The sequence below is a fragment of the Streptomyces sp. RK9 genome, from assembly GCF_045070545.1.
Classification (GTDB): Bacteria; Actinomycetota; Actinomycetes; order Streptomycetales; family Streptomycetaceae; genus Streptomyces; species Streptomyces alboflavus.
This window is the reverse complement of sequence record NZ_CP173704.1, coordinates 417,087-441,652: the sequence shown is the minus strand read 5'-3', so window position 1 is coordinate 441,652 and position 24,566 is coordinate 417,087. Positions and strand designations below refer to the sequence as shown.

Below are 24,566 nucleotides of genomic sequence, written 5' to 3'. Positions count from 1 at the left end.
CCGTTTACCTCGCGCCGCACAGTCACCCGGGGGCGGACATCCTCGCCCGCCCCCACCGCTGTGGGCAATCGTCCCGCAGGGCGATAGGGGTCTCCCCTGCTCGAGCGAAGCCGAGAGCTTGGGGAAGGGTGGGCACAGCCCCCGGCCTACGGCACCGTTTACGTCGGCCTTGACGTGGACGAGCCGGAGGCGCCCCCGCCCTACAGCCGGCTCAACGACGCCGCCGCGAACAGCACGTCCCGGATCGCCTCCCGGTCTCCCAGCTGCCCGGCCGCCGCCTCCTCGGGCGCCACATGCCCCGCCGCCAGGCGGCAGAACTCCACGCCGTCCAGGGCGATGTGCGCCACCTCGGACTCGGCCGACCCGCTCGCCCCGGGCGAGTCCAGCGGGATCAACCATTCGCCGCCACCGACCCCCTCGACCTCGAGGCGCAGGCTGCGCCCCGGCGCCCCCGCCGCGACCAGCTCCCGCGAGGGCGCGGCCCGCCCGGAACGCCGCCGCTCGGCAAGCGTGGTCGGCAGCATCCGGGCCGCCAGGTCGATCATGTGGTGCAGATGCCGGGGCGACGGCGGCTCGTAGGGATAGTCCACCGCCTCGGCGATGTCCTCCGCGTGGATCCAGCACTCGAAGGCCCGCTCCACCATCGAGTCCCGCAGCGGAAGTTCGACCCGCTGCCCGTCCTCGCCACCGGCGTCGTCCACGGTTCCGTACCCCACGGCGAGCCGCCCGGACCCGCCGCCCGCGAAGGACACGGTCCGGATCAGTTCGTGCGTCTGGTCCCGCCAGGGCTCGCGCACCGCACGGGTGGGCGGGAAGTGCGAGGCCCGCCAGAACGCCTCCGTGCGCCGGGTCGGGTCCGGCACCGGCGGGGCCTCCGCGCCGAGCGGGTCCTGGAGGCCGAGCGCGGTGCCGACCAGGCCGTCGACGGCGAGGAGGTGCGCGATCACCCCGGCGACCGTCGTCTTGCGGCTCACGGGCCCGTCGTTCTCGAACCACCGCAGCCGCACCGGCGCGTGCCACTCGGCGTCCCCGATGTCCTGGAGGAGCGCGTCGAGCCGTGCGGTCTCGGCGTCGTACGGAGCGGCCCACTCGGGCAGCGGGATGCGCGGTGGGCGCCGCCCCAGGCAGCTCTCCAGGACGCGGGTGCGCAGGCCGGGGTCGAGGTCGAGGCTCTCCTCGGGATGCAGCAGGCCGACGGCCTCGCGCAGCCGCAGGGCCTCATCCGCGCACGGCCCGCAGGTGCCGAGGTGCTCCTCGACGGCCGCCGACTCCTCGGCGGAGCAGGCGGCGAGCGCCCAGGCCCCGAGCAGCGACTTCAACACGTGATGGTCGAACCCGTCGACGTCCCGCGCCCCCATACCCACACCCCCGTCCGACGCGGCCCCCGCCCCCGTCCCAGCTCCCGATCCCGTACCCACCCCAGCGCCCCTACCCGCGCCGTCTCCATCCCGGACACTCACATCCGGACGAGCCTCCGCCCCCGAACCCGCCCCCCGACCGACCTCCGGCCCAGCATCCCGCCCGGGCGGCACGTCCGCCCCTGACTCCGCGGAGGCACCGGCCCCCGAACCCGCTTCCGCCCCCGAATCCGGTATGCCCGCACCGCTCTGCGGCCCCACGTCCCGCCCGGGCCGCAGCTCCGGCTCCGGCTCCGGGTCGGCACTGGCCTCCGAGCTCGCGTCGGCGTCGGAGTTCGCGTCGGCCTCCGGGTCCGCCCCGGCCCCCACCGAACCACCCCCGGCCCCCCGCCCAGGGGACCCCCACCCCTCCGGCAGCGGTCCCCCGCCGTCCTCCACCGACACCCGCGGCGCGGGTATGCGCGGTGCGCCGCCGCCGGTGCGTCCCGCTGCGCCCGGGGGCTCCCCGCCGTCCGGGCGGCCCGTGTTGTCGTCCTCGTACGGGTCCGGCTGGTCGGGCCTGGTCACAGTGCTCTCCCGTAGCCGTGGGCTCCGGTGTCGGTGGGCTCGTCGGTGGGCGCGGTGTCGTGCGCGGTGGAGAGGAGCTGGAGGCCGAGGCGGAGCCTGCGGCGGGCCTCGTCCTCGGTGACGCCGAGGTCCGCGGCGGTCTGGCGATAGTCCCGGCGCTGGAAATAGGCCAACTCGAGGGCGGCGCGCAGCGGGGCGGGCATGGCCGTGACGATGTAGTCGGCGCGGGCGGCGGCGGAGGCGCGGCGGACCGTGCGCTCCAGGTCCTCGGTGGTGCCCTCGCCGCCCCGGGCGAGCGCCGCGGACTCGGTCCTGCGCAGCCGGCGCACGGCCTGCTGGTGGGCGAGCATGGCGATCCAGGAGCGCAGCGGGCCCTGCTTGGGGTCGTACGCCTCGGGGTTCTCCCAGACGTGTGTGAAGACCTCGCGCGTGATGCGGTCGGCCGCCGCCACGTCGCCGAGGACGCGGTGCGCGAGGCCGTGCACCAGCGACGCGAAGTGGTCGTACAGCTCCCCGAGCGCGGCTGCCTCTCCGTGCGCCAGGCGCTGCTGCATGCGGCGGTCCCAGCGGCGCGGCGCGTCCTTCGGCATGCGGCCCCCTCGTGCGCTCGCCGTCGTAAGTCCTCATCCTCACCGTTACATCGAATGTAGTCGGCGGCACTGACAGCGCACCGCCCTTTCCCCGCGCTTTCCCGTTCTTTGCGGCAATACGGGCCCCGGCGGCGCCGTGGATGATATTGAACTCGGCCATCGTCACCGGCCCGCTTCCGGGGCGTGTGGGGCTCTGGTGTTTCATGGAAGAGCCGTGGGGCAGCCGCGAAAGAGGAACCGAAGGAGCTGCTTCCGGATCAGTCGGCATCGGTCGACATCGACGAGAGTCGGATCCACGGACGAGAGGCTGACGCGTGGCGCTGAAGGTGGCCGTGGGCGAGCAGGGCGACTGGGTCGTGCTGCGGGTGTCGGGGGAGATGGACCTCCTGGCGTCACCCGTGCTGCGCCAGCGTGTGCACGACGCCGTGGCCGAGGGCCGCCGCAGTGTGGTGCTCGACCTGTCCGACGTGTTCTTCTGCGACTCCAGCGGCGTCGGCGTGCTGATCACCACGCGCCGTCTGATGCGCTCCTGCCGCGGCCGGCTGCGCCTGATCCTGCCCGCCCAGGGAGCCGTCGACGGCTCGCACGTGAACCGCGTCCTCGCCGCCCTCGGCGTACGCCGCCTCTTCGAGGTGTATCCGGACGCCGAGTCGGCCGTCGACGACAGCGCCGCGCCGCTGACCGCGTAGGCCCGCGCGACCGGGATCGAAGGACAAGCGGAGGGCAACGGAGCCCCACGTCCCGGTCAAGATCGCGATGCTGATACAACCGTCCCGAGCGGATGCCCCGACCGGCGCGCGCCGCGTCGGGATCGCGCCCGTGACACACCTGTGTCCCGGAATTCCAGCGGTCTTGGCACAGGCGTCGCTTTTCCGCCTCCCGGCGGGCGGCGGCGTCGTACGCTCCTGGACAGATACCTGTAGTACGGCCGCCAGGCTCCGGCTCGCGGCGGCCGAACCCCCCAACCGCATGAGAAGTGAGGCGGCCCGAAGACCATGGACAGTGCCGAGTACGAACGCAGGATCGCGGCCCGTTTCGCCACCTTCGACCAGGACGGCAACGGCTACATCTCCCGTGAGGACTTCAGCACGGCGGCCAAGGCGCTGCTCGCGGAGTTCGGGGTGACGGCGCGGTCCGAGAAGGGCCAGGCCCTCTACATCGGGGCCGAGGCGTTCTGGCAGGGCATGGCGGGCATCGCCGACCGGGACGGGGACCAGCGGATCACCCGGGACGAGTTCGTGGGCGGCGCCGTGAAGCGCCTTCGCGACAACCCCGCGCGGTTCGCGGAGATCGCCCGGCCGTTCCTGCACGCGCTGATCGCCCTGGCGGACGGCGACGCCGACGGGTCGGTCACCGGCGCGGAGGTCGAGCGGGTCCTCCGGGTCCTCGGCGTGCAGCCGGGCGTCGCCGCGCAGGCCTCCGCCGACCTGGGCACGGTCACCGAGGACCAGGTGGTCAGCGCCTTCGCCTCGTACTTCACGGTTCCCGAGTAGCTCGTCACCCCGCGTGACCCCGCGTCACTCGGCATAGCGCTCCCGCAACTTGTACTTGAGGACCTTCCTCAGCGCCTCGTTGCGGGGCAGCGCCGTCACCAGCTCCAGGCGCTCCGGCAGCTTGTGCACGGACAGGCCCTGCCCGCGCAGGTACGCGGTGGCCTCCGGGAGCGTCAACGCGGGGGCGTCCGGGGCCCGTTCCACGACCGCGCACACCCGCTCGCCGCGCTCGGGGTCCGGCAGGCCGATCACGGCCACGTCGGCCACCGCCGGGTGGGTGTGCAACAGGTCCTCGATCTCCTTGGCGGAGATGTTCTCGCCCTTGCGGATGATGATGTCCTTGGCACGGCCCGTGAGCACGAGGTGCCCCGACTCCCGTACGTGCCCCAGGTCTCCGGTGATCAGGAACCCGTCCGCGTCGAAGGCTGCCCGGGTGGCGGCCGCGTCCAGATAGCCCGCGCAGACGGCCTCGCCGCGCAGCCGCACCTCGCCGTCGGTGCCGGCCGGCAGTTCCTTGCCGTCGGCGTCGGTGATGCGGATCTCCATCCCGGCGGGCGGGCGTCCCTCCGTGGTGGCCAGGTGCTCGGCGCTGTCGTCGGGGTCGCCCATCGTGATCATCGGGACTTCGGTCATGCCGTAGCCGTGCGTCAGTTGGCAGCCGAGTTCGGTCACGACGGCGTGGTAGATGTCGGGTGGCTTGGGGGCGCCGCCGCCCGCGAGCAGGCGGAGCGTGGGGATCAGCGGTTCGGCGGGCCGCTCGCGCCGCTGGGTCAGGAACATCGAGTAGAACGCCGTCGAGCCGCCCGCGACCGTCACCCCGTGCCGCCGGTAGCCGGCCAGCGCGTCCGGCAGCGCGAAGTGCTCGAACATGACGGCCGGGAAGCCGTACAGGAGCAGCATCACCGTGTAGTCGGGGCCCGCGATGTGCGCGAAGGGGAAGGCCATCGAGCCCACGTCGGCGGGGGTGAGGCGCAGGGCGTGCGCGAGGCAGGAGCCGCCCGCGATCAGGGAGCGGTCGGTGTGCAGGACGCCCTTGGGGTCGGACGTCGTCCCCGAGGTCCAGTAGATCCAGCGCACCGCGCGGCCGTCGGTGGGCGGCGGGGGCAGGATGCCGGGGTCGCCCTCGGGCAGGTCGTCGTAGGCGGTGAACACGCCGCGCGCGCCGAGCCGTCGGGCGAGTTCGGTGTGGTCAAAGCCCCGCCACACGCCCGGCACCGCGAAGTACGCGGCCTTCGACTCCCGGAGCGCGAAGCCGACCTCGCGGTCCCGGTAGAAGGGGATCACGGGCGACTGGACGGCGCCGACGCGGGCGAGCGCGAAGGACAGGACGGCGGTCTCGATCCGCGTCGGCAACTGCCAGGCGACGACCGTCCCGGGCCGCACCCCCATCCCGTACAGGCCCGCCGCCACCCGCTCGCAGCTGTCCCGCAGTCCGCCGAAGGTGAGGACGCGGTCGGCGGCGGGGTCGGCGGCGGCCTGGATCAGGGCGGGTGCGTCCGGGGTGAGGGCGGCGCGGCGTTCGATCAGCTCCCAGAGCGTTCCGCAGGCGCTCAGGGCGTGGGCGGTGTCGTCGTGCACGGCGGCCCCCTCGTGGTCGCGGTGGTGCCCGGGACAGTGATTCTGACGGGTTGTCAGATGGTGCGGTGAGCGTAGAGCCCCACTCCTTGTCGGTCCAGGGGTGCGGGGCTAGCCTGCTGCTGACGATCCGTCAGAAATGGTCGGGCGAGGGGACCTCGATGGACCTGACGTACACGGAGGAAGAGGAAGACTTCCGGGCCGGGCTGCGGACCTGGCTCGCCGAGGTGCTGCCGAAGCTGCCCGGGAAGCCGTCGCCCGACGACTGGCCGGGACGGCGGGCGTACGACACCGCGTGGCAGCGGACGCTGTACGACGCGGGCTACGGAGAGGTGCACTGGGACGCGTCCCCGACCCGGCGGCTGATCTTCCTGGAGGAGACGGAGAAGGCGGGCGCCCCCTATGTCGGCGCCAACTTCGTCGGCCTGCTGCACGCCGGACCCACCATCGCCTCCGAAGGCACCGCCGAGCAGCGCGAGCGGTGGCTGCCGCCGATGCTGCGCGGCGACGAGGTGTGGTGCCAGGGCTTCAGCGAACCGGACGCCGGATCCGACCTCGCGTCGCTGCGCACGCGCGCGTGGAGGGACGGCGACGACTACGTAGTGAGCGGTTCGAAGATCTGGACCTCGCACGCGGAGGTCGCCGACTGGTGCGAACTCCTGGTGCGGACCACCCCCGTGAGCGCGGACGTGCCCAAGCACCGGGGCATCACCTGGCTCGCGCTGCCCATGGACGCCGCCGGGATCACCGTGCGCCCGCTGCGGACCCTCGCGGGCTCCGCCGAGTTCGCCGAGGTGTTCCTCGACGAGGTGCGGGTGCCGGTCGCGCATCGCGTCGGTGCCGAGAACGACGGGTGGCGCGTGACCATGGTGACCCTGTCGTTCGAGCGGGGCACGGCCTTCGTGGGGGAGGTCGTGGCCTGCCGCAGGCTGCTCGGCGAACTGGCCCGCGCGGCGCGCGCCAACGGACGCTGGGACGACCCGGTGCTGCGGCGCGGCCTCGGGCGCCTCAGCGCCGAGTTCGCCGCCCTGTGGCGGCTCACCCAGTGGAACGTCAGCGAGGCCCAGCGGACCGGCGGGGTGCCCGGCGTCGGCGGCTCCGTCTTCAAGCTGCGCTACTCGCACGCCCGCCAGGAGCTGTACGACACGGCGGCCCAGGTGCTCGGCCCCGGCGCCCTCGACCTCGACGAGGCCTGGACGCGCGAGCGCCTCTCCTCGCTGTCGTACACCATCGCCGCCGGGACCTCGCAGATCCAGCGGAACATCGTCGCCGAGCGGATCCTCGGCCTGCCGAAGGGCCGGTGAGCGGCGCGTGGACTTCCAACTCAGCGAGGACCAGCGGGCGTTGCGGCGCGGGCTGCGGGACGTGCTCGAAGGGCGGTTCGGGCGGGACGCGCTGCGGGCCGCCGTCGACGCGCCCCGCCTCGACCGGGAGCTGTGGCGGGCGCTCGGCGACGCCGGGTTCTTCGCGCTCTGCCTGCCCGAGGACGCGGGCGGCGTCGGACTTGGCCTGCCCGAGGCCGTGTTGGCCTTCGAGGAGGCCGGCCGGGTGCTGCTGCCCGGGCCCGCCGTGGCGACGTTCCTCGCGGCCGGCGAGGTCGCGGGCGCCGCCGAGGGCAAGACGGTCGTCACCGCGGTCGACGGGCCGTTCGTGCCGTGGCTGGAGGCGGCCGACGTGGTGCGGGGGGAGGCCGCGGGGGCGGTGGCCGTGCGGTCCGTCGATCCGCTGACACCCCTGCACCGGGTACGGGAACGTGCGCCGGGCGGGGGCGCGCGGGACCTGCCCGGCGGGGCGGCCCAGGACCCCCGCGCCGTCCTCCTCCGCGCCGCCGAACAGCTCGGCTCCGCCGTCCGCACCGGCGAACTCGCCGTCCAACACGCCCGGCAGCGAGAACAGTTCGGCGGCCCAGTCGGCCGCTTCCAGGCCGTGCAGCACCTGTGCGCCGACATGCTGGTCCGCGCGGAGCTGGCCCGCGTCGCCGTGTACGCCGCCGCCGTCACCGGCGACCCCCTCGAAGCCGTCGGGGCCCGGCTGCTCGCCGACGACGCCGCCGTGCGCAACGCCCGTGACTGTCTGCAAGCGCACGGTGGCATGGGGTTCACCTGGGAGTCCGACGTCCATCTGCATCTGAAGCGGGCGTGGGTGCGGGCGGGGCTCGGCGGGGGCGCGGCGGAGGCCGAGGAGGCGCTGGCGGCGGCGCTGTGAGGGGCCCGGTGCGGGCGGACGGGGGTGCGCCACGGGGCCGGTGTCATGATCGACTTGTGCGGCCGGGAAAAGGCGGTAAGGCTACTGAGCGTCGCACCGAGCGTCGATATCGGGTTGTGTCCTAGGCGTGACTCGTCACGACGCGGAGTCGGCGCCCGGCTCCGGTACCTTGTGTCAGATGCGAGAGGTCCTGAGGCCGAGCTGTGCCGGTGTTGCCCCTGAGGCAACTCCGTGCCTGGTAACGCGCTCCTCTCGCCGCGCAGGACGAGGCCGAGCGCCCGCCTGTTCGACACCCTGCGGCGCGCGTCGCACAGTATGCCGCACGCGTACTCCTTCGCGCTGGAATATGCCCGAAGCGCTTGTTGGGGTGACTGAACGTCAACCATGCTGTCTCTCAAGGGTTTCACGTTCTGTGACCTTGTGGAGTCGCGAGGCGATGTGTCCGCCGGTTCGGATGGTGTGAGCGGTGCAGGTGCTTCAAGTTCAGCTGGAAGTCGGTCCCGATCCCGCAGAAGTGGGCCGGGCCCGCAGATGGGCCCGGTCGCGGCTCGCCGGGTCGGGCATAGCTGCCGACGAGCCGGTGGCGGAGACGCTGATCCTGCTGATCTCGGAGCTGGTCACCAACGCCGTTGTGCACACCGGCTGTCCGGCGGTCCTGCGCATGCTGCTCCCCGGAGTCCCCGCCGACGAGCCCGGCACCGTCCGCGTCGAGGTCGCCGACCGCAGCACCCGCCCGCCCCGCCCCCGGCACGCCGAGGGCGACGACACCAACGGCCGCGGCCTGGAGCTGGTCGACGGGCTCGCCGACCGCTGGGGCTGGCGGCACGAGGGCACCGGCAAGAGCATCTGGTGCGAGGTCGACCGGTGCGAGGCGGGCACCCCCGCCGTCACCTTCGACGGGACCACCCACGAGGACGTCGCGTACGAAGCGGTGTAGCGCACCCGCGCGGGAAGCCGCGTGACCCCACGTACGAACCCGTGTGACCCCAGGGGCGCAGCCGTGTCACCCCCGACCGCCCCCGCTCCCCGTCTGCCTCGCTCCGCCTCCGCCCGCCGCCCCGCGCACCCGCGCCGCCCGGTGTGTCGTCGCATGCGCCGTCCCGTGCCCCGATGCGCGGCCGTGCGCGGGCAGGGGTAAAAGCCGCAAACCCCATAAATCCCCGACTCGGTGTTGACGTACCGTGACCAATTGATCACGCTGGTGTGCAGCGATTCGCCGCGAGGGGACGCCGAGGGGCGCTGGCGCCTGTGGCCCGGTCCTTGGCGAGGTGCGGGTCGTGATTCGGCGTGGCGCTCCTTCAGGGCAGAAGGGGGGCGGGGGCTCGTACGCCGGAGCCGGATGGCGGCGCGCGGTACAGCGCTCGGGGCGGGCGCCGACGCGCCGCCACCCGAACTCCGACCCCAAGGTCCATGCTCGGACCCGGGGCCCGGTGACTCAGGCGACTCAGAAGATCGCGACCGGTGCCACCGGTCCGCCCGTCGCGCCCGTGAAGGGCTCCGGGGTCGCCGACAGCAGGAAGCTGTGGCGGCGCTCTTCTCCACAGGCTGTGGACAACTCTTCGAGATTCCAGTTCTGCCCCTGCGGCATGCCCATCTCGACCAGGTCCAGGGCGTGCACGGGCAGCCACAGGTTCTCGATCTCCGGCGGGAAGATCTCGAAGGTGAGCGTGTCGTTGGCGACGGCCGCCACGTCCCGCGCGTGGAACCACTCCGGCGTCCGCACCGAGAGACCCGGCGACGGATAGCCGTAACGGCGCCGGTCGCCCGCCAGATACGCCCGGATGTGCCCTGTCCGTACGAGGACGACGTCCCCGGCGCCGACGGTGACGCCCCCGAACTCCGCCGCCTCGTCCAGGTCTTCGGGCGTCACCGCGTGCGCCGCGGGCAGCCGGTCGACGCCCTTGGCGCGAGCCACGTCGAGCAGGACGCCGCGCGACACGACGGACGCGGCCGTCCCGATGCCGCTGAAGCGGGCGCCCCCGTGCGCGGTGATCGTGTCCGCCGGGCGGCCGTTGTAGATCACTCCCGAGTGCGAGACATGCGGCAGGGCGTCCCAGTGCGTGGCCGCCTGCAGGCCCATCGTGACGGTGTCGTCGCTCGTCGCGACCGAACCGGGCCCGAAGAGCGGCTGGTTGATCTGCACCATCGTGTGCAGCGGATTGACGCGGCCCGGGATCGACCCGGTCTGCACGCCGTCCCGGCGCAGCGGCAGCGCGAGCGGCACCCGGCGGCCCGAGCGGACCGTCGCGGCCGCCGCGCGCACCACCGCGTCGGTGATCAGGTTCAGGGTGCCGATCTCGTCGTCGGCGCCCCAGCGGCCCCAGTTGTTGACGCGCTCGGCGATGTCGAGGAACTCGGGTGGCAGGGGCGGGTCGGGTGGCGTCGGCATGGACGGGGCGGATGGCGCGGCCGGGGCGGCCGCGGGGTCGGACGGCGCTGACATGAGTGCTCCCCGGGGCTTGTCTTCCGGTGTCTGACGGGTCATAAAATCTAACGGTCCGTCAGAAACCGCGGGAAGGGGCCGGTGTGGGGAACTTCTTGGCAGGCAAGGTGGTCGCCGTCACCGGCGCCGGACGGGGCATCGGCAGGGCGGTCGCGCTCGCCGCTGCGGCCGAGGGCGCGAAGGTCGTCGTCAACGACTACGGAGTGTCCGTCGAGGGCGCCGAGCCCACCAGCGAGGTCGCCGCGGCCGTCGTCAAGGAGATCGAGGCGGCGGGCGGCGACGCGGTGGCCGTCGCGGACGACATCTCCACGATGGCGGGCGGCCAGCGGATCGTGGACGTGGCGCTCGCCCGCTACGGGCGCGTCGACGGCGTCGTGTGCGTCGCCGGGATCCTGCGCGAACGCATGCTGTTCAACATGGCGGAGGAGGAGTGGGACCCCGTCCTCGCCACCCATCTGAAGGGCACCTTCACCGCCTTCAGGGCCGCCTCCGCCGTCATGCGCAAGCAGGGCTACGGCACCCTCGTCGGCTTCACCAGCGGCAACCACCAGGGATCCGTCTCCCAGGCCAACTACAGCGCCGCCAAGGGCGGCATCATCTCCCTGGTCCGCAGCGCCGCCCTCGGCCTGCACAAGTACGGCATCACCGCCAACGCCGTAGCCCCCGTCGCCCGCACCCGGATGTCCGCGAACGTCCCCATGGAGCTGACGGAGATCGGCGACCCCGAGGACGTCGCCGCGCTCGTCGTCTACCTGCTCAGCGACCGCGCGCGCCAGGAGCGCATCACCGGCCAGGTGTACACGATCGCGGGCCCGAAGATCGCCGTCTGGGCGCAGCCGCGCGAGCTGCGCGCCGGGTACGCCGAGGGCGGCTGGACACCGGAGCGGATCGCGGAGTTCCTGCCCGGGACGGTCGGCACGGACCCGATGCCGCTCCTGACGAAGCTGGAGGAGATGGCGCGGGCGGCGGCGGCCAAGGAGCGGCCCAACGCGGGGGCTCCGCCGGGGGCCAGGCCGGACGGTGCGGGTGCCGGCGCGGGCTCCGGTGCGGATGGGGGCGCGGTAGCCGGTACGCCCTCCGGCGCGGCTCCTGGCTCGGCCTCCGGCCAGGGTGTGGGCGCCTCGGCCTCCGGCCAGGGTGCGGGCGCTGCCGGACCCGGTGCCGCCCCCGCGTCCTCCTCCCGGCCCGACGCCTAGGCCGCGCCGTGGACTTCGAGTTCGGGGCCGCGGACGAGGCGTTCCGGCGGGAGGCGCGGGCGTGGCTCCAGGAGCGGCTGACCGGGGAGTTCGCGGGGGCCGCGGGGCGCGGTGGGCCCGGCAGCGAGCACGAGCGCGGGGACGTGCGGCGGGCGTGGGAGCGGGAGCTGGGGCGTGGCGGGTGGATCGGCATCGGCTGGGACACGGGCCGGAGTGCCGACCGGGACACGGGCCGAGACACGGGCCGAGACACGGGCCGGGACACGGACCGGGGCGCCGACCGGGCCGCGTACGGCATCCGGCGGGCCACACTGACCCAACAGGTGGTCTGGGCCGAGGAGTACGCGCGCGTGCGCGCGCCGGGTCGCTGCGGCCACATCGGCGAGAACCTGCTCGCGCCCACCCTCCTCGCGCACGGCAGCAAGGAGCAGCAGGACGCGTTCCTGCCGGCCATCGCCCGAGGCGAGACCCTGTGGTGCCAGGGATACAGCGAGCCCGGCGCCGGATCCGACCTGGCGGGCCTGCGCACCACGGCCGTGCGGGACGCCGACGGGACGTACCGCATCACCGGACAGAAGATCTGGACGTCCCTCGCGCACGAGGCGGACTGGTGCTTCGTCCTGGCCCGCACCGAGCCGGGATCGCGCCGCCACCACGGCCTGTCCTTCCTGCTCCTGCCGATGGACCAGCCCGGCCGCATCGAGGTGCGTCCGATCCGGCAGCTGACCGGCACGAGCGAGTTCAACGAGGTGTTCTTCGACGGGGCGCGGGCGCGCGACGCCCACGTCGTCGGCGGCGAGGGCAACGGCTGGCGGGTCGCCATGGGGCTGCTCGGCTTCGAGCGCGGGGTGTCCACGCTGGCCCAGCAGATCGGCTTCACCGAGGAGTTGGGCCGGGTCGTACGGGAAGCCCTGCGGGCCGGGACGGCGGCGGATCCGGTGCTGCGGGACCGGCTCGTGCGGCAGTGGGCGGAGCTGCGGGTGATGCGGTGGAACGCGCTGCGGACGCTGGGGGACGGCGGCGGGGTCGCGGGTGCGCCCAGCGTCGCGAAGCTGCTGTGGGGCGGCTGGCACCAGCGTCTCGGTGAGCTGGGGATGGCCGTGCGCGGGACGGCCGCCGCCGTCGGGCCCGCGGACTGGAGCGCGCGGTCCCCGTACGAACTGGACGCGCTCCAGCGCCTGTTCCTGTTCTCGCGCGCCGACACGATCTACGGCGGCTCGGACGAGATCCAGCGGAACATCATCGCCGAGCGGGTGCTCGGACTGCCGAGAGAGGCCAAGGGGCCGGTGAGGGGTACGCCATGAGAGGCGTGGTGTTCGACGGGGCGCGGGTCGAGGTCGTCGACGACCTGGAGATACGCGACCCGGGGCCCGGGGAGGTCCTGGTCGCCGTCGCGGCGGCCGGGCTGTGCCACAGCGACCTGTCGGTGATCGACGGCACCATCCCGTTCCCGCCGCCCGTGGTCCTCGGGCACGAGGGCGCGGGCGTCGTCGAGGCGGTCGGCGCCGGGGTCGCGCACGTCACGCCCGGCGACCACGTGGCCCTGTCCACCATCGCCAACTGCGGGGCCTGCGCGCAGTGCCACCGGGGCCGCCCCACCATGTGCCGCAAGGCCATCGGCATGCCCCAGCAGCCGTTCTCGCGCGCGGGCGAGCCGCTCTACCAGTTCGCCGCGAACTCGGCGTTCGCCGAACGCACCCTCGTCAAGGCCGTGCAGGCCGTCCGCATCCCCAAGGAGATCCCGCTGACCTCGGCCGCCCTCATCGGCTGCGGCGTCGTCACCGGCGTCGGCGCCGCGCTCAACCGCGCGCGGGTCGCGTACGGGGACTCCGTCGTCGTCATCGGCACGGGCGGCATCGGCCTCAACGTCCTCCAGGGCGCGCGCATCGCCGGGGCCACGACCGTCGTCGCCGTCGACGCCAACCCCGAGAAGGAGGCGGTGGCACGGCAGTTCGGCGCCACGCACTTCTTGTCGTCGGCGGAGGGCGTGCCGGACATCCTGCCGAACGGCGCCGACCACGCCTTCGAGTGTGTCGGCCGCGTCGAGCTGATCCGCCAGGCCGTCGACCTCCTCGACCGGCACGGCCAGGCCGTCCTGCTCGGCGTGCCGCCCGCCACGGCCGAGGCGTCGTTCCTCGTCTCGTCCCTGTTCCTGGACAAGTCGATCCTCGGCTGCCGCTACGGCTCGGCGCGCCCGCAGCGGGACTTCGCGCTGTACGCCGACCTGTATCTGTCCGGGCGGCTGCTCCTGGACGAGCTGGTGACGCGGACGTATCCGGTGGAGGAGTTCGCGGAGGCGCGGCGGGACGCGGAGGCGGGGAAGGTGGCGCGAGGGGTGCTGGTGTTCTGAACCGGCCCTCACCGCTTCTGAGTTCCGGACCTCTCACCCTCCCGGGAAAAGGCGTGGGGCGATGTCAGTGGGGTGACCTACCTTCGTACGCATGAGCTATCGCGAGATCGTGTCGCGGGGGACCCTCGTCTGGGCCGTCGTGGCCGTGGGCGCCCGGATGCCCGTGGCCATGGCGCCGCTCGCCGTGGTGTTCCTGGTGCGCGAGCGCGAGGGCGGGTACGCGCTGGGCGCGATCCTGGCCGCGGTGTACGTGGTCGGCGAGATCGTGGGGGCGGCGCTCCTGGGGATGCGGATGCGGCCCGAGCGGGCGCGACCGCAGCTGGCCGTCGGCCTCGGTGTGGGCGCGGTGGGCTTCGCGGTGCTCGGCGCGCTGCCGGACGCGCCCGCCGTGGTGCTCGCGGCCTGCGCGTTCGTGGCGGGCGGTGCGCCCGGCGCGGCGCCCGGCGGGCTGCGCGCGATCCTCAACAGCCTGGTGCCCGAGCGGGCCGTGGCGCAGGCCATGTCCGCCGAGTCCGTCCTGATCTTCGGCATATGGGCGATCGCGCCCGCGGCCGTCACGGGCCTCGCGCTCGGTGTGGCGCCCGGCCTGCCGCTGCTCCTGGCCGCCGCCCTGATGGGGCTCTCCGTGGCCGGGCTCTGGCTGCTGCCCGCAGGCTGGAAGGCGGACGAGTCCGACCGGGACGGCGAGCCGATGCTGCGCATCATGGCGCGCGCCTGGCCGGTGTACGTGACGGGGGCGGCGGGCCTGTCGCTGCTCGCGCTCGCGGAGCTGGTGCTGCCCGCGCTCCTGGAGCAGCGCGCGATATCCGTCGGCATGTCGGGGCCGCTGCTGGCCGGGCTCGCGGTGAGCTCGGCGGCGGGTTCGTTCGTGTACGGGCTGCGGAGGTGGCCCGGCCGCCTTCGGACGCAGAGCCTGGTGTGCATGCTCGGCGTGAGCGGCTGCCTCGCCGCCGTCGCCGTCCTGCCCACCGCCGCCTGGCTGGCCGTCGGCCTGGCCTGCGCCGGTTTCCTCCAGGCGGGCTCGATGCTCACCCGCAACCTGACCCTGCGCGAGGTCCTGCCCCCGAGCGCGCTCGCGGCGGGCTATTCACTGATGTACGCGGCGGTGGGGGCGGGGTACGCCGTCAGCGGGTCCATGGCCGGGGGCCTCCTCAGCGTCACGACTCCGTCGACGGCGATCCTGGCGGGGGTCGCGTTGACGGTGGTCCTGACGTTGGTGGGGACGCTGGCGGAGGTGCGGCCGGGGCCTGTGCGGTCCGACGACGAGCCTGCGAGGGCGAGGGCCGGTCGCTCCGCCTGAGCGTGGAGGCGCAGAGGCGGGGCCACCCCTGCACACGCGGCACGCACCCTCGCCCGTGCAAGGCCCTGGGCTCAACCCGCAGACGCCGCCGCCGACTTGGCCGCCCGCCACTCCGGGGCCAGGACCGACCAGATCTCCTCGTCGTGCCGCTGCCCCCGGTACAGATGGCTCTCGCGGAGCACGCCGTCGCGGGTCATGCCGAGGCGGCGGGCGACGGCGATGCTGGGGGCGTTGGCCGAGGAGACCCACCAGTCCACGCGGTGGATGCCGCGGTGCTCGACGGCCCAGTCGATGAGGGTGCGGGCGGCCCGGGTCACCAGGCCCTTGCCGGCCGCCGCGGGCTCCAGCCAGCAGCCCGCCTCGGCGATGCCGTGGACCACGTCCATGGTGCGCAGGATGACCGCGCCGACCAACTGCCCGTCCAGGTGGATGCCGCAGATCCGGCCGGTGTCGGCGGCGGCCTTGTCGGCGTACGCCTGGAGGTAGGCCCGGCTGGAGGCCAGGTCGTGGACGACGTCCGGCAGGCCGTTGTGCCGCCCGATGAACTCCCGCCCCCGGTCGATGTGGGCCAGGAACTCCTCGGCCTGCCAGGGCTCCAACGGGCGCAGCTCCGCACCGTCGGCACCCAGGGATATCGCGAACATGCTCGGCACCCTCCCCGTGAATCGTCCGTGTTCCGCGCGCCCATTGTCGACGGGCGCCCCGTCAGGAGCCCTGGCGCGCGTCCTCCGCCCGGAACGTACGCCGGTACGCCGTCGGCGTCACCCCGAGCGCCGCCTGCAAGTGCTGCCGCATCGACTGCGCCGTACCGAACCCGGCGTCCCGCGCGACCTGGTCGACCGACAGGTCGCTGTCCTCCAGGAGGTGCCGCGCCCGCTCCACCCGCTGCCGGGTCAGCCACTGCCCGGGGCTGACCCCGACCTCCTCGCGGAAGCGCCGCGTGAAGGTGCGCACGGACATCGCCTCCTGCTCGGCCATGTCCCGCAGCTGGATCGGCTCGTCCAGCCGCCCGAGCGCCCACGCCCGCGCCCTGGTGGTCGTCGCCAACTGGGGCTCGGGGACCGGCCGTTGGATGTACTGGGCCTGTCCGCCGTCGCGGTGCGGCGGTACGACGGTGCGCCGGGCCACCTCGTTGGCGACGGCGGTGCCGTGGTCACGGCGTACCAGATGCAGGCACAGATCGATGCCCGCAGCGACCCCCGCCGAGGTCAGCACGTCGCCGTCGTCGATGAACAGCACGTCCGCGTCGACCTTGATCCGCGGGAAGAGACGCTGGAAGTGGTCCGCCGACGACCAGTGCGTGGTCGCGGGCCGCCCGTCCAGCCAGCCCGCGGCGGCGAGGACGTAGCCGCCGGTGCAGATGGAGACGAGGCGGGCGCCGGGCCGCAGCCGGGCGAGGGCGGCGGCCAGCTCGTCGGTGAGGCGGCCGTGCTCGTACACGGGCCCCAGCTCGTACGAGGCGGATACGACGAGGGTGTCCGCCTCGGCCAGCGCCTCGGGGCCGTGCTCGACGAGGATCGCGTAGTCCGCGTCCGTGCGGACGGGGCCCGGCGGCCGGACGGAGCAGGTCACGACGTCGTAGAGGCGCTCGCCCGCGGCGTTCCGCGCCCGGCCGAAGATGCGCTGCGGAATGCCCAGCTCGAAGGGGATGACGCCGTCGAGGGCGAGGACGACGACGCGGTGGCGCCGCGCCCGCGCGGGCCGCGCGGGCGCGCCCTGCTCCTGGACCTTGGCCTTGGTCATGGCCCGATCCTAGCGAATGCTGTCCTTCGGGCCACTCGATGGCGGTGGGCGCGACTGCGGATGCTGTGTGACGTGAACGAGACAACCGATCCGCGGGTGCGGACCACTGGCGTGGAGCGGACGGACGGGCCCGAGCTGTCGAAGTCGCCGCAGCCGCCGCAGCCGCGGGAGCGTGACGGCGGCGGTGGCGGTGGCGGCACCCGGCGGAGGTTCCGGATCCACCGAGCCTGGTTCGTCGCCGCCGTCGCCTTCGTGACGATCATCGGCGGCGCCGCCTTCAACTCCCTGCCGGGCCTGCTCATCGACCCGCTGCACGAGGAGTTCGACTGGTCGCGCGGCGAGATCGGCTTCGCGGTCTCGATCGACATGGCGCTGTACGGCCTGACCGCGCCGTTCGCCGCCGCGCTGATGGACCGCTTCGGCATCCGCAAGGTCGTGGTGACGGCGCTGAGCCTGGTCACGGCGGGCGCGCTGCTCAGCGTATGGATGACGGCGAGCTGGCAGCTGATGCTCTACTGGGGCCTGCTCGTCGGCCTCGGCACCGGATCGATGGCGCTGGCGTTCTCGGCGACGGTCACCAACCGCTGGTTCGTGGCGCGGCGCGGTCTGGTGACGGGCATCCTGACGGCGGCGGGGGCCTCCGGCCAGCTGGTGTTCCTGCCGCTGTGCGCGTGGATCGTGGACGAGCACGGGTGGCGCCCGGCGTCGGTGACGGTCGCGCTGGCGGCGCTGGTCGTGGTGCCGTTCGTGTGGCTGCTGCTGCGGGACCATCCGGCGGACGTCGGACTCGCCCCGTACGGAGGGGAGTTCACGCCGAAACCGGAGCCGACGCGGGGGGCGGCGCGGCGGACGCTGCGGGTGCTCGCGGACGCGGCGAGGACGGGCCCCTTCTGGCTCCTGGCGGGCTCGTTCGCGATCTGCGGCGCCTCGACGAACGGCCTGATCCGCACGCACTTCGTACCGTCGGCGCACGACCACGGCATGCAGATCACGGCGGCGGCCTCGCTGCTGGCGGTCATCGGGATCTTCGACGTGATCGGCACGATCGCCTCCGGCTGGCTGACGGACCGCTTCGAGTCCCGCCGCCTCCTCGCGGTGTACTACGGCCTGCGCGGCATCTCCCTGCTCTTCCTGCCGATGCTGCTCGCGCCGACCGTGCACCCGCCGATGGTCTTCTTCATCATCTTCTACGGCCTCGACTGGGTCGCCACGGTCCCGCCGACGCTGGCGCTGTGCCGCGAGCACTACGGCGAGGACAGCGCGATCGTCTTCGGCTGGGTCCTGGCATCGCACCAGGTGGGCGCGGCGGTGGTGGCGTTCCTGGGCGGGGTGGCGCGGGACGTCTTCGGGAGCTACGACGTGGTCTGGTACGCGTCGGGGGCGCTGTGTGCGGCGGCGGCGCTGATGGTGCTGGTGATTCGGAGGCGGGGGGTCGGGGAGGCGGAGCTGGCGGCGTGAGGGCGGCTGCTTGCCTGTGCCTGCCTGCTCGTGCTTTCTCGTGCCTGCTCGTGCCTGCTCGTGCCTGCTTGCCTGTGCCCCGTGTGCCTACTTCGCCGCGTGCGGGGTGAACTCGCCGAAGGCGCCGCGGTGGAAGAGGAGGGGCGCGGCGGCCCCCTCGGCGTCCCCTCCGGCTTGCCCCTCACCCGTGCCGAGGGCTTCCACCCGGCCGACGACGATGAGGTGGTCGCCGCCGGTGTGGACGGCGTGCACGACACAGTCGATCCAGGCCGGGGCGCCGGCGAGCCGGGGGGATCCGGTGACGGGGGCGGCGTCGTAGTCGACCCCCGCGAACTTGTCCGCCCCGCTGACGGCGAAGGCGCGGCACAGGTCGCCCTGCCCGGCCCCCAGGACGTTCACGCAGAAGACGCCCGCGCGGGCGATGCGGGGCCAGGTGGTGGAGGTGCGGGCGACCATGAAGGAGACGAGGGGCGGGTCGAGGGAGAGGGAGGCGAAGGACTGGCAGGCGAAGCCGGCGGGGCCCTCCGGGGTCGGCGGGGCCGGGGGCGCTGAAGGGGCCGAGGGAGCTTCAGTTGCCACGGTCGCCATTGCCGAGCCGGCCGGGGCCGACGGGGTTTCGGTCGCCGCGGTGGTTGCTGCGGGGTTCACCGGGGCCGCTGCGGACGACGGGGGTGCCGGGGGTTCCGGAGTCGCCGGAGCGGTCACCACGGTCACCCCGGTCGCGAAGTGCCCGAGCACCCGCCGGAATTCGGCCGCGTCGACCGGCGCGCGCTCGTCCTCGCGGACGGCCCGAAGATGCGGCCGGGGCAGGGCCTCGACCGGCTGGGCGGCGGTGGTCGGGGCGCCGACGGACCGGAGGTAGCGGACGACGGTGGCGGCCATCCCTGCGTGTCCCATCATGCTTGCCATTGAACCTGACGCTCCGTCAGATAGGAACCCCCACAGCCCGCAGCCCTGAAGCTGCGCAGAACCGAGCCCCGCGCGGAACCGCCCCCTCCATGCTCACGGGTGGTACAGCCTCCGAGCCCGCCCGACGTCGAGGCCGCCCTCCTCGGGCACCGCCAGGAACCACTCCAGTTGCCACCCCTGAGTACGCTCAGCCTGACGGCTGGTAGTGACGACCCACGGTGGATAAACGCGAAAGCCCCGCTTCCCACCCACGCCCCCCTTGGACACGATGCCGCGCTCGCGCAGCACGTCCCGGGGGAACACGAACTGCCCGAAGCGCCCGCCGTCCCGGCTGCTGACGACGAACAGATCGACGGGGTCGGCGTCGTCGAAGGGCTGGATGGGCCCGGCCTCGGACCGCTGCCACACGGTGACGAACTGGCCGACCTTGGTGGGCGTGGTCTTGGCGACACGGAACCGCACGGCGAGCCCGTCCAACGTGAAGGAGTGCGCTCCGTATTCGGCGCTCTCCGCCTCGGGCGCCGGTTGGGAGCAGGTGAGGCCGAGGGGGTCGTAGACGAGAGCCTTGGCGGCGAGGAGGTCGTCGTGGACGGGAGCCGGGTCCCCGGGTTTCGCTGGCATTCGTCCATCCTGGCAGCTTGCTTTGCAGGGGCCGTTTGGTGGCGGGGCTGCCCTTCCCGCGCGCGGGGGCCACGACGGTCGACTCGATGCGGGAGCCGTCCATGCGGGACCACCCCCCGCACGCGCGGGGACCACCTCTTGACCCGAACGCCCCTGCGTCTCTCTGCGGGACCACCCCCGCACGCGCGGGGACCACAAGCCGCTCCTGGCCGTCATCATCTGCGTCGGGGGACCACCCCCGCATGCGCGGGGACCACGGCACGCACCCGCACTGGCGGTACATCGCCGCGGGACCACCCCCGCACGCGCGGGGACCACAACGAGGCCGGGACGTTCCAGTCCGCCGGGCAGGGACCACCCCCGCACGCGCGGGGACCACAGGCCGCGACCTGCGGCTTCAGGTGGCCGCTAGGGCGTTTTCCTTCACTTCTTGAATTCTTTGCATTTCGCCCATATCGGCATAGAAATTTACAAACCCTTGCGCGAGGAGTTCGTACAGCCCTCGACCAGCACCCGCCGCAAGCCCTTCAGCGGTTGCCGAAACGTCGCCGTTTGGCTGCCTTGCTCCAGCCTTGGCGGGGCGGGTCTGCCGGGGCGGGAGGCCGGGGTGCGGGGCGGTGGAGGAGGGTGAGGCCTTCGTGGTCGGTGGGGTGCCAGGCGTGTTCGTGGGTCGCGAAGGCGAAGCCCTGTTCGTTGTCGGTCTGGTAGGCGAGGAGAGCGCGGCCCTTTCCGCGGTATTCGCGGACTTCCCGCCACAGGATGTCGCGGACGCGGGCGGAGGGCGCACCGAGGAACACGCCGGGGGAGATCTCCAGGAGCCAGCGGGTGAGGAAGCCGCGGAGTCCGGCGGGGCAGTTGGCCAGGACGATGACGGTCACCAGAGCGGTTCCTCCCCGGTGGAGGTCTCGGTGGAGGTCTCGGTGGAGGCCTCGGCGGAGATCGCCTTGGCGTCCGCCGACGTCCTGCCCCCGTAGTTGCGCCCGCCTTCGACATGCCGGTCGCCGTCGGACTGCAGAGTCACCTGGTCCGCCGCCTCGTCCGGTCCAGGACGACCGTGGGGTTCGAGGAGGCCCTTGATGTCCGCCACGCAACGGTCGAGCAGGCCCGCCGTGTTGATGCGGTCCCGCAGGGCCCGGCGGGTGCGGGAGGCGACGTCGTCGTCGCCCTGGGCCGCCGCGTCGAAGGCGGCGGGGATGCCGATCTCGGTCTTGTAGAGGTCGGCGATGTCGAGGACGAAGGAGCGTTCGTGTCCGGAGTGGATGAAGCCGAGGCCGGGTGAGCAGCCGAGGGCGGCGACGACCGCGTGGGCGATCCCGTACATGCACTGGGCGGCCGCCGTCACGGCTTGGTTGGCGGCGTCACCGGCGGTGAAGTCACCATGGTGGTACTCACGTCGGCGCCAGGGCACGCCGGTGCGGGCGGATTCCTGGCGGTAGCACTCCTTGACCCTGCGCCCCTCCATGTTCAGGAGCTCCTGCCTGCTCCGGGCCGACGGGTCGTCCTGCGGGAACCGCAGCCGGTACATCGCCCGTGCCACCTCGAGGCGAGTCCGGCGGTTGGCCCACGCGCCGGCCTGGGCCTCGACGAGGCGGGACGAGCGGGTCAGCGCCCGCCCGCCCGCGTAGAAGCGGACGCCCTGCTCGCCGACCCAGACGACTCCGGCTCCGCACTCGCCCAGTACGGACATGGCCTGGTGGGTCACGCGCGTACCCGGGCCCAGCAGCAGCGCCCCGACGGTGGCGGAGGGAATGTGCGTGACCCCGTCGGCGTCCGTGGCCGTGATGGCGTTGTCCTCGCGGTGAATCGTGCACCGCTCCAGGTAGACGAAGGAGATTCGGTCGGCTACCCGGGTCAGTTCACGCGGCGAAGAGGCGCCCCTGCCGCTGACGGTGCTCATGAGGCCGGTACCGGGGCGAGGGTCATCAGGCCGCAGCCGTACGCCTTCGCCTTGCCGAGCCCGTGCGTGAGGGTGCGGCGGAAGGCCTCGAGGTCGGTGATGCGCAGCCGCCCGTCGAAGGTGACCCGCGTGAACTGCACCGGCGGCGGACCACCGGACTTCCTGCCTGTGCCCGTCCGTCGGCCGGCGCCGCTGACGGGGCCCACCGCGTCATCCGCGTTCCCCTTGCGGAACTGCAGGGGAAGCCGGTCGTGCACGACCACTTGGTGCTCGTGACCGTGCTCGGTGAGGCGCTGCTCGGGCGGCGTGCGGAGGATCTCGAACCCGGCCGCCTCCTGACGCTGGAGCAGCCAGCCGATCTGGTGCGCCGGGGTGACGTGCGCGGCGCGCTTCGTACGGGACTTCGGGTCGTCGTCCGGCTTGCGCACATTGCGGACGGGGTTCGCGGTGAGGCGGAAGCTCCAGCTGCCCCCTGCCGCGAGTGCGTCCAGGAACTCGCCGTACGCGAACGTGTCCCACCCTCGCTGTTCGAGACCGGGCCAGCCCGCCTGCTCGACGAGGTGCGTCAGGTCGGGGCGGCCGGGGCCGACGATGAACAGGTCGGCACGTCCGGCAGCGGTGGGGTCGACGCGCCACAGCACGCGCGGCCCCTGGCCGTCCCGGGGCGGCGGATCAGGGAAGGACATGTTGACCGCCCCGTGGAGCAGGTGGGGTGACCCGAGGAGCCGACGGGCCTGCGGACGGCCGGTGTTGAAGCGGAAGCGGGTCAGGTACATCAGGACGTCCTCGAGGGCGGATCGGCCGGTCCGGTCGTGTCGATGAGGCGCAACCCGGGTGTCGGGTCGTGCGCGGGTGGGGCCGGGGGAGAGGGCTCGCGCGGGGGCGGGGCGCCGACGTGCCGGGTGAGGACGCCCCGTAGCGCGTACTGCCGGTGGCGCGGGTCGTAGCTGACCGGGGTGTCCCGCAGAGACAGGTGCGGCGTCTCGCCCGGCGGACAGTCCAGGAGCACGTCAAGGGCCTCGGGTCCGACCGGGGCCCCGCCGTGCGCGGCGGCCCGCTCCGCCTGCTGCACGTACCACGGAGATGCCTGCCACGGCGCGTCCCGCAACGCGTCCTCCATGCCGACGTCCCCCTGCGGCGGACCCATGTCGAGCGGACGGGACGGCGGGCAGGACCGGCGGCCGAGGAACGGCAGGAACCGTGGCGCGAGCACGGCCCGATGCAGGCGGTGGAGCAGCGCCGCGTCCCCCTCGACTCCGGCGACGAAGACGGCGTCGCTGAGGTAGAACCGCTCGGACAGCGGCATGGCCTTGCCCGAGTCGGCGTGGTGGGCGGTGTGGAAGTCCCGCAGGCGCGAGCCGGGTTGATCGATCCGCACGCCGAACCGCAGTGCCACCAGGTCGGACAGGTCCGCGTCGCGCGGTCTGCCCTCGGCCGCGGCCAGCATGCCGAGCACACCGCTCTTGGTGGGCGCGTTCTCCGTGCTGCGGCGGGCGAAGCGGGCTGCGGACCCCCACGACTGCAGCGGACCGGCGAGCCGCAGCAGCAGCACCGTCATGCCCCGGACCCCAGCCGCCGACCCACCGTGGCCGTCACGTCCCGCAGCAGCGTTTTCAGGGTGACGCCGGAGCCGAGCGGGGCCAGCGCCTTCGTGTCGTCGCCGACCCGGAAGACCCAGCTGTGCTCGGTGGACTCGATGCCGTACTGGCGCTCCAACTCCGGTACGTACGCCGCGAGACGGGCGCAGCTCTCCCGCAGGAAGCCGCCACCGGCCCCCTGCGGCACCGGCTCCTCGAAGGCGCCGACGAAGCTGACGGGGCGGCGTTCGCGGAGCTTGACGACGACGGCCGCGGGCAGGGTGTGGTTGCCGAAGGTGTTGATCTTCCCGGTGGGGAGGGAGGTGATGAAGGCGTCCAGGAACGCGCCGACGGCCTTCTCCACCGGAGCGCTCGGTGATTCGCCGTCCTGGAGCCCGGCACCGAGATTGCGCTGCAACTCGTCCACGTCCACGGCCGCGTAGCGGTAGAGCGTGGCGGAGTTGAAGTCGACGGTGCCGATCATTCCGGCGCCGGACTCGTCGTCCGGGCTGAGGTCGTCCACAGCTGTGTAGTAGTCCGACTCGATCTCCGACTTGTGCACGCCGATGGCGTGCGCCACCTGGACCGCCGCCTCCACGTTGAGGTCAGCGGAGTCCGCGACCATCCGCCCGAACAGCGCGATGTCCACGGAGTGCCGCGTGTCCACGGCCTGCTTGGCGCTCGCCTTGTTGTCCTTGACCTTGAGGTGGGCATCGAGCGTCTTGACGTCGCCTGCGGGGGCGCTACCCGTCACTGCCAGTTCGGCGAGGGCGTCCAACTGCCTTCTGCTCAGGAACATCAGGTACGAGGACTCGGGCGGTGCGGGAGCGTCCGCACCGTTCTTAGGCTTCCGCCCCGGCGCCGCGACCTTGGAACCCGTGGCTGTTTCGATCATCTTCGCCGCAAGATCGAGAGCCACCGCGTCGAGTGACTTGTCCCTGGCGACGATCCGTTCGGCCAGCGCCTCGACGACCTTTTTCGTCCTGACCCCGAGTGCTTCGGCCGGCAGCAGGTCGTCGAACGCCTTCCGTGTGGCGCGCTTCCACGCCTGGCTGGAGACCCTGGCCCGCCGCACCCCGCCGAAGACGGCTGACTTGGGCGTTCCGGTGTCGTCTCGGTTGAGGTTGCTCGGTGGGACGGTCTGCAGGATGTGGATGTCGAGGATGGTCCGGGTCACCGTGGTTCCGTTCTTCTCGGACTGCCCGCGCTTCACCCGCGACAGGCAGATGGCTGCATGGATGAGGACCCTGGGGCGGGTGGGCCCTCATGGCGCTACGAGGCCCC

The 24,566-nt window shown here is 73.3% G+C and carries 22 protein-coding genes and 1 pseudogene; 10 read left to right on the top strand and 13 right to left on the bottom strand.

Going from position 1 to position 24,566, the window contains the following annotated elements; translation table 11 throughout:
- Nucleotides 1-200: 200 nt before the first annotated feature.
- A complete protein-coding gene (locus AB6L24_RS22045) occupies nucleotides 201-1,460 on the bottom strand; it encodes a zf-HC2 domain-containing protein (RefSeq protein ID WP_405663226.1) in 1,260 nt (419 codons plus the stop codon).
- Between the two features lie 461 nt (nucleotides 1,461-1,921).
- A complete protein-coding gene (locus AB6L24_RS22040; protein ID WP_405657645.1) occupies nucleotides 1,922-2,515 on the bottom strand; it encodes a sigma-70 family RNA polymerase sigma factor in 594 nt (197 codons plus the stop codon).
- Nucleotides 2,516-2,829: 314 nt separating this feature from the next.
- Between AB6L24_RS22040 and AB6L24_RS22035 the strand changes: the two genes are divergently transcribed.
- Nucleotides 2,830-3,204 (top strand): STAS domain-containing protein, encoded by a 375-nt coding sequence (locus AB6L24_RS22035; RefSeq protein WP_405657644.1) that lies wholly within the window; start codon nucleotides 2,830-2,832, stop codon nucleotides 3,202-3,204.
- Between the two features lie 306 nt (nucleotides 3,205-3,510).
- Nucleotides 3,511-4,008 (top strand): EF-hand domain-containing protein, encoded by a 498-nt coding sequence (locus AB6L24_RS22030; RefSeq protein WP_380846072.1) that lies wholly within the window; start codon nucleotides 3,511-3,513, stop codon nucleotides 4,006-4,008.
- Between the two features lie 24 nt (nucleotides 4,009-4,032).
- Here the strand turns inward: AB6L24_RS22030 and AB6L24_RS22025 are convergent, their stop codons facing one another.
- A complete protein-coding gene (locus AB6L24_RS22025; protein WP_405657643.1) occupies nucleotides 4,033-5,586 on the bottom strand; it encodes a class I adenylate-forming enzyme family protein in 1,554 nt (517 codons plus the stop codon).
- A 158-nt stretch (nucleotides 5,587-5,744) separates the two neighbouring features.
- Between AB6L24_RS22025 and AB6L24_RS22020 the strand changes: the two genes are divergently transcribed.
- The 3 genes from AB6L24_RS22020 to AB6L24_RS22010 all read left to right on the top strand — a co-directional run bounded on the left by AB6L24_RS22020 (nucleotide 5,745) and on the right by AB6L24_RS22010 (nucleotide 8,725).
- The gene (locus tag AB6L24_RS22020; protein WP_405657642.1) at nucleotides 5,745-6,887 is read left to right on the top strand and encodes an acyl-CoA dehydrogenase family protein; all 1,143 of its coding nucleotides are present in this window, start codon (nucleotides 5,745-5,747) and stop codon (nucleotides 6,885-6,887) included.
- Nucleotides 6,888-6,894: 7 nt separating this feature from the next.
- Nucleotides 6,895-7,788: an acyl-CoA dehydrogenase family protein gene (locus AB6L24_RS22015; protein WP_405657641.1), complete on the top strand. Its 894-nt coding sequence runs from the start codon at nucleotides 6,895-6,897 to the stop codon at nucleotides 7,786-7,788.
- Between the two features lie 466 nt (nucleotides 7,789-8,254).
- Nucleotides 8,255-8,725 carry an ATP-binding protein gene (locus tag AB6L24_RS22010; RefSeq protein WP_078619323.1) on the top strand — a complete coding sequence of 157 codons (471 nt, stop codon included), beginning with the start codon at nucleotides 8,255-8,257 and terminating at the stop codon, nucleotides 8,723-8,725.
- A 507-nt stretch (nucleotides 8,726-9,232) separates the two neighbouring features.
- Here the strand turns inward: AB6L24_RS22010 and AB6L24_RS22005 are convergent.
- Nucleotides 9,233-10,177 (bottom strand): cyclase family protein, encoded by a 945-nt coding sequence (locus AB6L24_RS22005; protein WP_405663224.1) that lies wholly within the window; start codon nucleotides 10,175-10,177, stop codon nucleotides 9,233-9,235.
- A 137-nt stretch (nucleotides 10,178-10,314) separates the two neighbouring features.
- On the opposite strand from AB6L24_RS22005, the pseudogene AB6L24_RS22000 reads away from it, so the two are divergent.
- The 4 genes and pseudogenes from AB6L24_RS22000 to AB6L24_RS21985 form a co-directional block, all read left to right on the top strand.
- Nucleotides 10,315-11,223: pseudogene (locus AB6L24_RS22000) on the top strand (SDR family NAD(P)-dependent oxidoreductase); the annotation flags it as partial.
- Nucleotides 11,224-11,435: 212 nt separating this feature from the next.
- Nucleotides 11,436-12,731 (top strand): acyl-CoA dehydrogenase family protein, encoded by a 1,296-nt coding sequence (locus AB6L24_RS21995; RefSeq protein ID WP_405657639.1) that lies wholly within the window; start codon nucleotides 11,436-11,438, stop codon nucleotides 12,729-12,731.
- The gene (locus AB6L24_RS21990; RefSeq protein ID WP_405657638.1) at nucleotides 12,728-13,777 is read left to right on the top strand and encodes a Zn-dependent alcohol dehydrogenase; all 1,050 of its coding nucleotides are present in this window, start codon (nucleotides 12,728-12,730) and stop codon (nucleotides 13,775-13,777) included. Before AB6L24_RS21995 ends, AB6L24_RS21990 begins: the two co-directional genes overlap by 4 nt.
- A gap of 91 nt (nucleotides 13,778-13,868) precedes the next feature.
- Nucleotides 13,869-15,077 carry an MFS transporter gene (locus tag AB6L24_RS21985; protein WP_405657637.1) on the top strand — a complete coding sequence of 403 codons (1,209 nt, stop codon included), beginning with the start codon at nucleotides 13,869-13,871 and terminating at the stop codon, nucleotides 15,075-15,077.
- A gap of 71 nt (nucleotides 15,078-15,148) precedes the next feature.
- Here the strand turns inward: AB6L24_RS21985 and AB6L24_RS21980 are convergent, their stop codons facing one another.
- Nucleotides 15,149-15,721 (bottom strand): GNAT family N-acetyltransferase, encoded by a 573-nt coding sequence (locus AB6L24_RS21980; protein ID WP_405657636.1) that lies wholly within the window; start codon nucleotides 15,719-15,721, stop codon nucleotides 15,149-15,151.
- A gap of 61 nt (nucleotides 15,722-15,782) precedes the next feature.
- Complete coding sequence (locus AB6L24_RS21975; RefSeq protein ID WP_405657634.1) at nucleotides 15,783-16,820, bottom strand: GlxA family transcriptional regulator; 1,038 nt, start codon at nucleotides 16,818-16,820, stop codon at nucleotides 15,783-15,785.
- A 60-nt stretch (nucleotides 16,821-16,880) separates the two neighbouring features.
- Here AB6L24_RS21975 and AB6L24_RS21970 point away from each other — a divergent pair, with 60 nt between their 5' ends.
- A complete protein-coding gene (locus AB6L24_RS21970; protein ID WP_405657633.1) occupies nucleotides 16,881-18,278 on the top strand; it encodes an MFS transporter in 1,398 nt (465 codons plus the stop codon).
- 87 nt (nucleotides 18,279-18,365) lie between these two features.
- Here AB6L24_RS21970 and AB6L24_RS21965 read toward each other — a convergent pair whose 3' ends face one another.
- The 7 genes from AB6L24_RS21965 to cas7e form a co-directional block, all read right to left on the bottom strand.
- Nucleotides 18,366-19,178, bottom strand: coding sequence for a flavin reductase family protein (locus AB6L24_RS21965; RefSeq protein ID WP_405657632.1), 813 nt, complete (start codon nucleotides 19,176-19,178; stop codon nucleotides 18,366-18,368).
- Between the two features lie 102 nt (nucleotides 19,179-19,280).
- Nucleotides 19,281-19,808, bottom strand: coding sequence for a MepB family protein (locus AB6L24_RS21960; protein ID WP_405657631.1), 528 nt, complete (start codon nucleotides 19,806-19,808; stop codon nucleotides 19,281-19,283).
- A gap of 527 nt (nucleotides 19,809-20,335) precedes the next feature.
- Entirely contained in the window at nucleotides 20,336-20,686 is a 351-nt protein-coding gene (gene cas2e, locus AB6L24_RS21955; protein WP_405657629.1) for a type I-E CRISPR-associated endoribonuclease Cas2e, read from the bottom strand.
- Entirely contained in the window at nucleotides 20,683-21,705 is a 1,023-nt protein-coding gene (gene cas1e, locus AB6L24_RS21950) for a type I-E CRISPR-associated endonuclease Cas1e (RefSeq protein ID WP_405657628.1), read from the bottom strand. Before cas1e ends, cas2e begins: the two co-directional genes overlap by 4 nt.
- Nucleotides 21,702-22,481, bottom strand: coding sequence for a type I-E CRISPR-associated protein Cas6/Cse3/CasE (gene cas6e, locus AB6L24_RS21945; RefSeq protein ID WP_405657626.1), 780 nt, complete (start codon nucleotides 22,479-22,481; stop codon nucleotides 21,702-21,704). Before cas6e ends, cas1e begins: the two co-directional genes overlap by 4 nt.
- Complete coding sequence (cas5e, locus tag AB6L24_RS21940) at nucleotides 22,481-23,263, bottom strand: type I-E CRISPR-associated protein Cas5/CasD (RefSeq protein ID WP_405657625.1); 783 nt, start codon at nucleotides 23,261-23,263, stop codon at nucleotides 22,481-22,483. The genes cas6e and cas5e overlap by 1 nt, the downstream gene beginning before the upstream one ends.
- Complete coding sequence (cas7e, locus tag AB6L24_RS21935; RefSeq protein ID WP_405657624.1) at nucleotides 23,260-24,459, bottom strand: type I-E CRISPR-associated protein Cas7/Cse4/CasC; 1,200 nt, start codon at nucleotides 24,457-24,459, stop codon at nucleotides 23,260-23,262. The genes cas5e and cas7e overlap by 4 nt, the downstream gene beginning before the upstream one ends.
- Between the last annotated feature and the right edge of the window lie 107 nt (nucleotides 24,460-24,566).

Excerpts from the sequence above, each read along its gene's own strand:
- AB6L24_RS22040 (WP_405657645.1), bottom strand. The coding sequence starts at position 2,515 with ATGCCGAAGGACGCGCCGCGCCGCTGGGACCGCCGCATGCAGCAGCGC.
- AB6L24_RS22030 (WP_380846072.1), top strand. The coding sequence starts at position 3,511 with ATGGACAGTGCCGAGTACGAACGCAGGATCGCGGCCCGTTTCGCCACC.
- AB6L24_RS22020 (WP_405657642.1), top strand. The coding sequence starts at position 5,745 with ATGGACCTGACGTACACGGAGGAAGAGGAAGACTTCCGGGCCGGGCTG.
- AB6L24_RS22005 (WP_405663224.1), bottom strand. The coding sequence starts at position 10,177 with ATGCCGACGCCACCCGACCCGCCCCTGCCACCCGAGTTCCTCGACATC.
- AB6L24_RS21990 (WP_405657638.1), top strand. The coding sequence starts at position 12,728 with ATGAGAGGCGTGGTGTTCGACGGGGCGCGGGTCGAGGTCGTCGACGAC.
- AB6L24_RS21985 (WP_405657637.1), top strand. The coding sequence starts at position 13,869 with ATGAGCTATCGCGAGATCGTGTCGCGGGGGACCCTCGTCTGGGCCGTC.
- AB6L24_RS21980 (WP_405657636.1), bottom strand. The coding sequence starts at position 15,721 with ATGTTCGCGATATCCCTGGGTGCCGACGGTGCGGAGCTGCGCCCGTTG.
- AB6L24_RS21975 (WP_405657634.1), bottom strand. The coding sequence starts at position 16,820 with ATGACCAAGGCCAAGGTCCAGGAGCAGGGCGCGCCCGCGCGGCCCGCG.
- AB6L24_RS21970 (WP_405657633.1), top strand. The coding sequence starts at position 16,881 with ATGCTGTGTGACGTGAACGAGACAACCGATCCGCGGGTGCGGACCACT.
- AB6L24_RS21965 (WP_405657632.1), bottom strand. The coding sequence starts at position 19,178 with ATGATGGGACACGCAGGGATGGCCGCCACCGTCGTCCGCTACCTCCGG.
- AB6L24_RS21960 (WP_405657631.1), bottom strand. The coding sequence starts at position 19,808 with ATGCCAGCGAAACCCGGGGACCCGGCTCCCGTCCACGACGACCTCCTC.
- cas1e (WP_405657628.1), bottom strand. The coding sequence starts at position 21,705 with ATGAGCACCGTCAGCGGCAGGGGCGCCTCTTCGCCGCGTGAACTGACC.
- cas6e (WP_405657626.1), bottom strand. The coding sequence starts at position 22,481 with ATGTACCTGACCCGCTTCCGCTTCAACACCGGCCGTCCGCAGGCCCGT.
- cas5e (WP_405657625.1), bottom strand. The coding sequence starts at position 23,263 with ATGACGGTGCTGCTGCTGCGGCTCGCCGGTCCGCTGCAGTCGTGGGGG.